This window comes from Bradyrhizobium sp. UFLA05-108, from assembly GCF_059803455.1.
Genome location: NZ_JBANAZ010000039.1, coordinates 84166 through 91178 on the forward strand (window position 1 = coordinate 84166; position 7013 = coordinate 91178).

A 7013-nucleotide genomic window follows, 5' to 3' on the forward strand; every position below is an offset into this window, starting at 1 on the left:
GGGCTGGCTTACGCCGCCTCGGCCTTCTTCTCGTCGCGGAGCTGCCGACGCAAAATCTTGCCGACATTGGTCTTCGGCAGCTCGCTCCGGAACTCGATGTGCTTGGGCACCTTGTAGCCGGTGAGCTGCTCGTGACAGTACTTGATCACGTCCTCGGCCGTCAGGTTCGGGTCCTTCTTCACCACGAAGGCCTTCACCGCCTCGCCCGATTTCGCGTCGGGAATGCCAATCACCGCGCATTCGAGCACGCCCGGATGGCTCGCGATCACTTCCTCGATCTCGTTCGGATAAACGTTGAAGCCCGAGACCAGGATCATGTCCTTCTTGCGATCGACGATCTTGATATACCCCTTCTCGTCCATCACGCCGATGTCGCCGGTGCGGAAGTAGCCGTCCGTGGTCATGACCTTGGCGGTCTCCTCCGGCCTGTTCCAGTAGCCTGACATCACCTGAGGGCCCTTGGCGCAGATTTCGCCGGGCTGTCCCAGCGCCACCTCGTTGCCGTCGTCGTCACGGATCGAGATCCAGGTCGAGGGCACGGGAATGCCGATCGAGCCGGAGAACTCATTCGTGGTCGCCGGATTGCAGGTGAGTGTCGGCGCGGTCTCGGACAGGCCGTAGCCTTCCGCGATGAAGCAGCCGGTCACCGCCTTCCACTGCTCGGCGACCGGGCGCTGCACGGCCATGCCGCCGCCGTTGGAGATCTTGAGTTTGGAGAAGTCGAGCTTCTTGAAGTCGGGATGGTGCATCAGGCCGTTGTAGAGCGTGTTGACCGCCGGGAAGCTGTTGACCTGGTACTTCGCCAGCTCCTTGATGAAGCCGGGGATGTCGCGCGGGTTGGGGATCAAAAGATTGCAGCCGCCGGCACGCACCGCGAGCAGGTAGCAGGCCGTCAGCGCGAAGATGTGATAGAGCGGGAGCGCGCAGACGATCATGAGGTGATCGACATGCGGCGGCGCGGCGACCGCCGGCTGTAGCCACGCGTCGTTCTGCAGCACGTTGGAGACGATGTTGCGGTGAAGCAGCGTGGCGCCTTTGGAGACGCCGGTCGTGCCGCCGGTATATTGCAGGAAAGCGACGTCGCCGGGCGACAGTTTTGGCTTGTTGAAGGTCGCGCTGCGGCCCGCTGCCAGCGCATCGTTGAAGGCGATTGCACCCGGCAGCGAATACGCCGGCACCATTTTCTTCACGCGGCGAACGACGAGGTTGACGATCACGCCCTTGAAGCCGAGCAGGTCGCCCATGCTTGCCATGACGACGTGCTTGACGGACGTCTTGGCGATCACCTGCTCGACGGTGTGGGCAAAATTCTCCAGCACGATGATGGCTTCGGCGCCGGAATCCTTGAGCTGGTGCTCGAGCTCGCGCGGCGTATAGAGCGGGTTGACGTTGACGACCGCGAAGCCCGCGCGCAGCACGGCCGCAGTCGCGACCGGATATTGCAGCACGTTCGGCATCATGATCGCGACGCGCGCGCCGCGTTGCAGGCCGCGGCTCTGCAAATAGGAGGCAAGCGCCAGAGACATCTGGTCGAGGTCGCGGTAGCTGATCGCCTTGTCCATGCAGATGAAGGCCTTGCGGTCGGCGAACTTCGCAAAGCTCTCCTCCAGGAGGTCGACCAGCGATGCGTATTGCGTCGGCTCGATATCGGCTGGCACGCCGGGCGGATATTGTTTGAGCCAGATGCGCTCCATAGGTACTCCCCTCCTAAACCAGAGCCCGATGTGTCTCAGGCTTGCCTCGTTGCACGCAGTATTGAGCCTGCCGCAACCGGTGGCAAGCGGTTGAGGCTTAGGACAAGGGGCCGGAAGTGGCTACTGGAATCGTCGCAAACCGCGCTGTCGCAGTTGCGAAGTGCGGGTGAAGGGCCGGCCGGCGGGCCGTTAACTGTTGTTGGGCGCAGGCTTGGCCGCGGGCTTGGCGGTTGCCTTCGGCTTGGCAGGCTTGGCCGCGGAGTCGCCGTTCGCCGCAGGCTTTTCCGGGGGCTTCGCGGCCGTGTCGGGCTTGGCATTGGCGTGCTTGACCGGCTTGGCTGCGGGTTTGGCTTCACCCTTCGCATCCGGCTTGGCATCAAGCTTGGCGCTCGACTTGGCGTCCTTGCCCGCATCTTTCGGCTTGTCGGTCGCCTCAGGCTTCTTCGCCGCAACGCGCGACTTCTTGCCTCGCGCCTTTGGGGTCGCCTGCTGGTCGGCATCGGCCGCGACCGCCGCAATCAGGGCGGCGCCGCTTCGCGTCGGCCCGGTATAGACCGGCACCGGCTCGGCGGGCGCTGCGGCCGAGGCGAGCAAGTCGGACGCCTTCATCATGGGCGGTTGCAGGCCGGCGGTGAAGAACGTCACCTGGGCTTCGCCGCCCGTCAGGGACGTCGATCCGCCCGTGCCGCCATTGGTTGCGATCAGCGCATCGTCGTCGTCGCTGGCCGGGCGCTTGCGGTGGCCGCCGCACATCTCGTCGCGCAGGTTCGGCGGCGAGGCGTCGACCGGCGCGAGGCTGTCGACCGTGCCGAGCGCGGGACGCAGCCACGACAGCGTGTCCTGCGAGAAGCCGCGCTCCAGAAGCTGAGCCGCCTTGACCGCGCGCGCGGTGCCGGAATTGGCGCCGAGCACCACCGCGATCAGCCGTCGACCGTTGCGGGACGCTGATGCCACGAGGTTGTAACCGGAGGCGCAGATGAAGCCGGTCTTGAAACCGTCGGCGCCGGGATAACGGCCGATCAGCTTGTTGAAGTTCGGCGTGATGCGCTTGCCGAAGCGGATCGCCGGGATGTGCACGAAATACTCGTATTCCGGCAGGTCACGCAGGAACGAGCGCGCCAGGATTCCAAGATCGCGCGCCGAGGTGATCTGGCCGTCGGCGGGCAGCCCGTTCGGATTGACGTAGCTCGTCTGCGTCATGCCGAGCTTCGAGGCGGTCTGGTTCATCATTGCGGAGAAGCCGTCGATCGAACCACCGACGCCCTCGGCGAGCACCACGGCCATGTCGTTCGCCGACTTGACCATCATCATCTTCAGCGCGTTGTCGACGGTGACCTGCGTGCCGGGACGAAAGCCCATCTTCGAGGGCGATTGCGAAGCCGCTGTCGGTGAGACCGTCAGCAGCGAGTCGAGCGTGAGCTTGCCGTCCTTCACCGCCTTCAGCGTGACGTAGGCGGTCATGATCTTGGTTACCGAGGCCGGATACCAGGGAATGGTCGCATTCTCCGCCTGCAAGACCTTGCCGCTGTCGGCCTCGATCAGAAGCAGCGCCTCGGCGCGCGCGTCGCGCGGCGCAAGCAACGTCAGCGCGGCGGCCACGATGGCCAGGTTCAGCGGGGCAAGGCGAAGCAGCGGGCGAAAGAAGTGCACTATCCGATTCCGGTCCTTGGAGAGCCGCCCGATAATGCGGTTCTCATGATCTGAGGTTCGGGTTTGAAGCGTAGGTCAGCGCCGCCGCTTGCGGCGGGTGCAAACCTATACCGGCTCGTTCACCGAGAACAGGGGGCCTGACCGGGTATTCAGCGATGAAATAGGCCGAATTTCGACGGTTTTACTGGGAGGTCACAGCCGGGGCTGCGGCCTCCGCCGCTGTCACGCTCGTCCGTGCACTTTCCTGCACCATGAACTGGGCCCTGGCGAGCGCGGCGAAATGGCCGCCTTTGGCCACGAGTTCATCGAAAGTTCCGCTTTCGATCACGCGGCCACTGTCGAACACCAGGATCCTCGTGGCATTGCGGATGGTGGAGAGGCGATGGGCGATCACGAAGGTGGTGCGGCCTCGCATCACTTCATCGAGAGCAGCGTTGACCTTCGCCTCGGTGACGGCATCGAGCGCGCTGGTGGCCTCGTCCAGGATCAGGATTGGCGGGTCCTTCAGCAGCGCACGCGCGATCGACAGCCGCTGCCGCTCGCCGCCGGACAGCATGCGGCCGCGCTCGCCCGCGTTGGTCTCGAAGCCGCCGCTGCGCTCGATGAATTCGAGCGCCTGCGCGCGCTCGGCCGCGAGCCGCATATCCGCGTCGGTTGCGTCCGGCTTGCCGACGCGCAAATTCTCCGCGATCGAGCGGTTGAACAGCAGCGCTTCCTGGAACACCACGCCGATGTTCCGCCGCAGCGCCGTGAGCGTTACCCCGCGCACATCCATGCCGTCGATCTTGATGAAGCCCGATTGCGGATCGAACGCACGATGCAGAAGCGCGATCGCGGTCGACTTGCCGGCGCCGGTCGGGCCGACCAGCGCGATCGTCTGTCCGGGCAGCGCGGTGAAGGAGAGATCCTCGACCGCCGGCCGCTTGCCGTCATAGGAGAAGGTGACGTCGTGGAATTCGACGAGGCCCGACAGGCGCCCGACGTCGATCGCATCGGGCCGGTCGTGCACGGCGGGCACGGCATCGAGCACGTTGAAGAATTCGCGTAAGCGCGGCGCCTCCATGAAGACGTTGTTGACGAAGCTCACGACCTGCTCGAGCTTCTGGATCAAAAGCGTTGCAAAGCTCACGAACATCACGATCTCGCCGACCGTCGTCAGTCCCTGGTCGTGCAGCGCGATTCCGAGCGTGAAGATCGCGAGCACCGTGATGGTGGTGGAGGCGCGCGTGATCACGGTGACGAGCGCCCACCAGGACAGCACCGGCATTTGCGCGGCGAGCAACTGGTCGGCAACGAAGCGCAGTCCCTGCACCTCGGCTTCGACGCGGACGAAACTCTGCACCAGCGCCACGTTGCCGAGCGCGTCGGAGGCGCGCGCAGAGAGGTCGCTATAGTGCTCCTCGACCGTCATCTGCATGCCGTAGGTCTTGCGCACGACGAAGGTCGTCAGCGCCGTGAATACGACGCAGAGCGCGAACAGCAGGATGGCGAGCCGCCAGTTCAGATAGAGCGACAGCGGCAGTAGCACGAACACCGACAGGATCGCGGCAAAATGCTCGCGGAAGAAGCCGAGCCACAGCCGCCACAACGCATCCGTGCCGTTGAGCATCACCTTCATCAGCCGCCCGGAATGGGTGCCGGAGTGGAAGGTCAGAGGCAGTTGCAAAATGTGCTCGAAATAGCTCGTCAGCACGGCCTGGCGCTGGCGATGGGCAAGCCGGTCGGCATGCAGCGCCACCAGCGCGCTACAGCCGATCGTGAACAGCCCGAACGCGACCCAGGCGAACAGGAATGGCCATGCGGAGTTCGAGCCTGCGACGGTCTTGCCGGAGAGCACGTCGACGATCTTGCCGAACAGCACGGGCTCGGCGAACTGCGCCGTCGCGAGCAGCAGATTGGCGATCGCCAGCAGCCAGCCCAGCCGCGCCTCCTTGCCGAGCAACTCGAGAACGCGGGTGTAGAGACGAAGGATCGACATGAAGGTACAGCACTCGCGCGGGCGGGATCGAACGAGGTGGCATTCTAATCAGGGATGGGGCGCAAGATACAGCCGAAGCTCTCAGTTTTATTCAATTGATCAGCCGGCCAGCCATCGGCGGCAGGAACTGTTCGTCGAAAATATCGCTCGCAGTGGGGCGCCTGCGGAACTTGAAATCCTGCGCGATCTGGTCGATCGCGCGATCCAAGCGCGCGGGATCGACGCCGCCGAGACCGTTGCGGCGGACGTCATCGGTCAGGATGTTGTCGGCAAGCACGGTGGATAGCCTTGCGAGCTCGAGGTCGCGCACGCCGTCCTCCATCCGGCTGACGACCTCGTCGACAGCGCGCTCCGGCTCCTTGACCGTTGCATTGAGTCCGCCGATCAGCGCGCGCACGAAACCTTTCACGGCGTCCGGCTTCGACGCGGCAAAGGACGGGTTCACCACCACGGCAAAGCCATAGGCCTCGCAGCCATAATCGGCATAGCGCAGCACCGCGAGATCGTCGGCGGGCACGCCGCGGTCGCGCAAATTCACGGCCGACAAATAGCTGAAGCCGGCGACGGCATCGACCTGTCCGGCGGACAGGATCGGCTCGCGCACCGCTGCACTCATCTTGTAGAATCTCACACGCGCCGCATTGATGGCATTCTGACGCGCGAGCGCCGGCCACAGCCGGATCGACAAATCGCTGTCGGCAACGCCGACCGTCTTGCCCTCGAGGTCGGATAGCGTATGGATGCCGCGGCTCCTGCGCGCGACGATCGCGTAGGGCGCCCGGTTGAACAGCACGAACACGGCCTTGATCGGCGGGGCATCTGGCCTGTCGCGAAAGCGGATCAATTCGTTGATGTCGACGAGAGCGAGATCACTGTCGCCCCTGGCGATTCGCGCAAGCGCCTCTGGCGAGCCTGCGGCGTTGCTGAACGACACGGTGAGGTGCTCGGCGCCGAACAACCCGTCCTTCGCCGCCATGAAGAACGGCGCCATGCTCGATTCAATCGGGCGGTCGAAAGAGAACTGGATCGCGGCATGCCGCGCCGTGTCGTCCGCGGCGCTTGCCGGGCGCGGGCGCGGACACGCCAGTAGCGCGAGCCCGATCCAGAGAGCCAACAGACAGTGGGAGATGAATTTCGGGCATGCGCGCATGAATTCGCGCCGGACTAGCGTTGCTTCTTTTTGTGACGCTTGCAAAGCGCCGGCAGTCGTCATCCTGGCCCATCAAACCTGAACGGTTGATGAGCGGAATGTGTCACGATTTCGCAATCTCTGCGCGAATTTGTCGCCGTTCAGCTTCTGTTGGGGTTGGGGAACCCAACATGGGATGCGCGGGTTTTAGAGAGATAAGCCCGTCCGCAGGCACCCATGGAGGCCGATATGTTTGACCGAATTTCCACGACGATTGGCCGCAAGGCCGTACTCGCCACCGTCGCCGTAGTGGCGCTGACCATCGCCGCGCCCTCGACGTCCTTCGCCGGAGGTCGCCACTGGCATGGTGGCGGTGGAGCGGCCGCTGCGGCGGCCTTTGCCGGCATCGTCGGCACCGGGCTTGCGATCGCTGCCACCCGCGATGCCTACGCCTATGACTATGGCGGACCCGCCTACTATGGCGGGCCAACCTATTACGGTGGGCCGGCTTACTACAGGGGCTCGGGCTACTACGGGAGCGATCCGAACTACCCCTATAATG

General features: G+C 64.5%; 5 protein-coding genes. 1 reads left to right on the top strand and 4 read right to left on the bottom strand.

The genetic code is table 11. The features are described 5' to 3' along the window. Positions 1-8: 8 nt before the first annotated feature. The 4 genes from SO140_RS26625 to SO140_RS26640 form a co-directional block, all read right to left on the bottom strand. A complete protein-coding gene (locus SO140_RS26625) occupies positions 9-1694 on the bottom strand; it encodes a long-chain fatty acid--CoA ligase (RefSeq protein WP_449379363.1) in 1686 nt (561 codons plus the stop codon). A gap of 189 nt (positions 1695-1883) precedes the next feature. Further along, complete coding sequence (locus SO140_RS26630; RefSeq protein WP_449379362.1) at positions 1884-3344, bottom strand: D-alanyl-D-alanine carboxypeptidase family protein; 1461 nt, start codon at positions 3342-3344, stop codon at positions 1884-1886. A 181-nt stretch (positions 3345-3525) separates the two neighbouring features. Then, positions 3526-5322: a glucan ABC transporter ATP-binding protein/ permease gene (locus SO140_RS26635; RefSeq protein WP_449379361.1), complete on the bottom strand. Its 1797-nt coding sequence runs from the start codon at positions 5320-5322 to the stop codon at positions 3526-3528. A 91-nt stretch (positions 5323-5413) separates the two neighbouring features. Next, entirely contained in the window at positions 5414-6472 is a 1059-nt protein-coding gene (locus SO140_RS26640) for an ABC transporter substrate-binding protein (RefSeq protein ID WP_449379360.1), read from the bottom strand. A gap of 228 nt (positions 6473-6700) precedes the next feature. Here SO140_RS26640 and SO140_RS26645 point away from each other — a divergent pair. After that, a partial coding sequence (locus SO140_RS26645; RefSeq protein ID WP_498543396.1) for a hypothetical protein occupies positions 6701-7013 on the top strand: 313 nt, incomplete at its 3' end.

Bases quoted from the DNA above. Each gene is read 5' to 3' on its own strand.
- SO140_RS26625 (WP_449379363.1), bottom strand. From the start codon at position 1,694: ATGGAGCGCATCTGGCTCAAACAATATCCGCCCGGCGTGCCAGCCGAT.
- SO140_RS26635 (WP_449379361.1), bottom strand. From the start codon at position 5,322: ATGTCGATCCTTCGTCTCTACACCCGCGTTCTCGAGTTGCTCGGCAAG.
- SO140_RS26640 (WP_449379360.1), bottom strand. From the start codon at position 6,472: ATGCGCGCATGCCCGAAATTCATCTCCCACTGTCTGTTGGCTCTCTGG.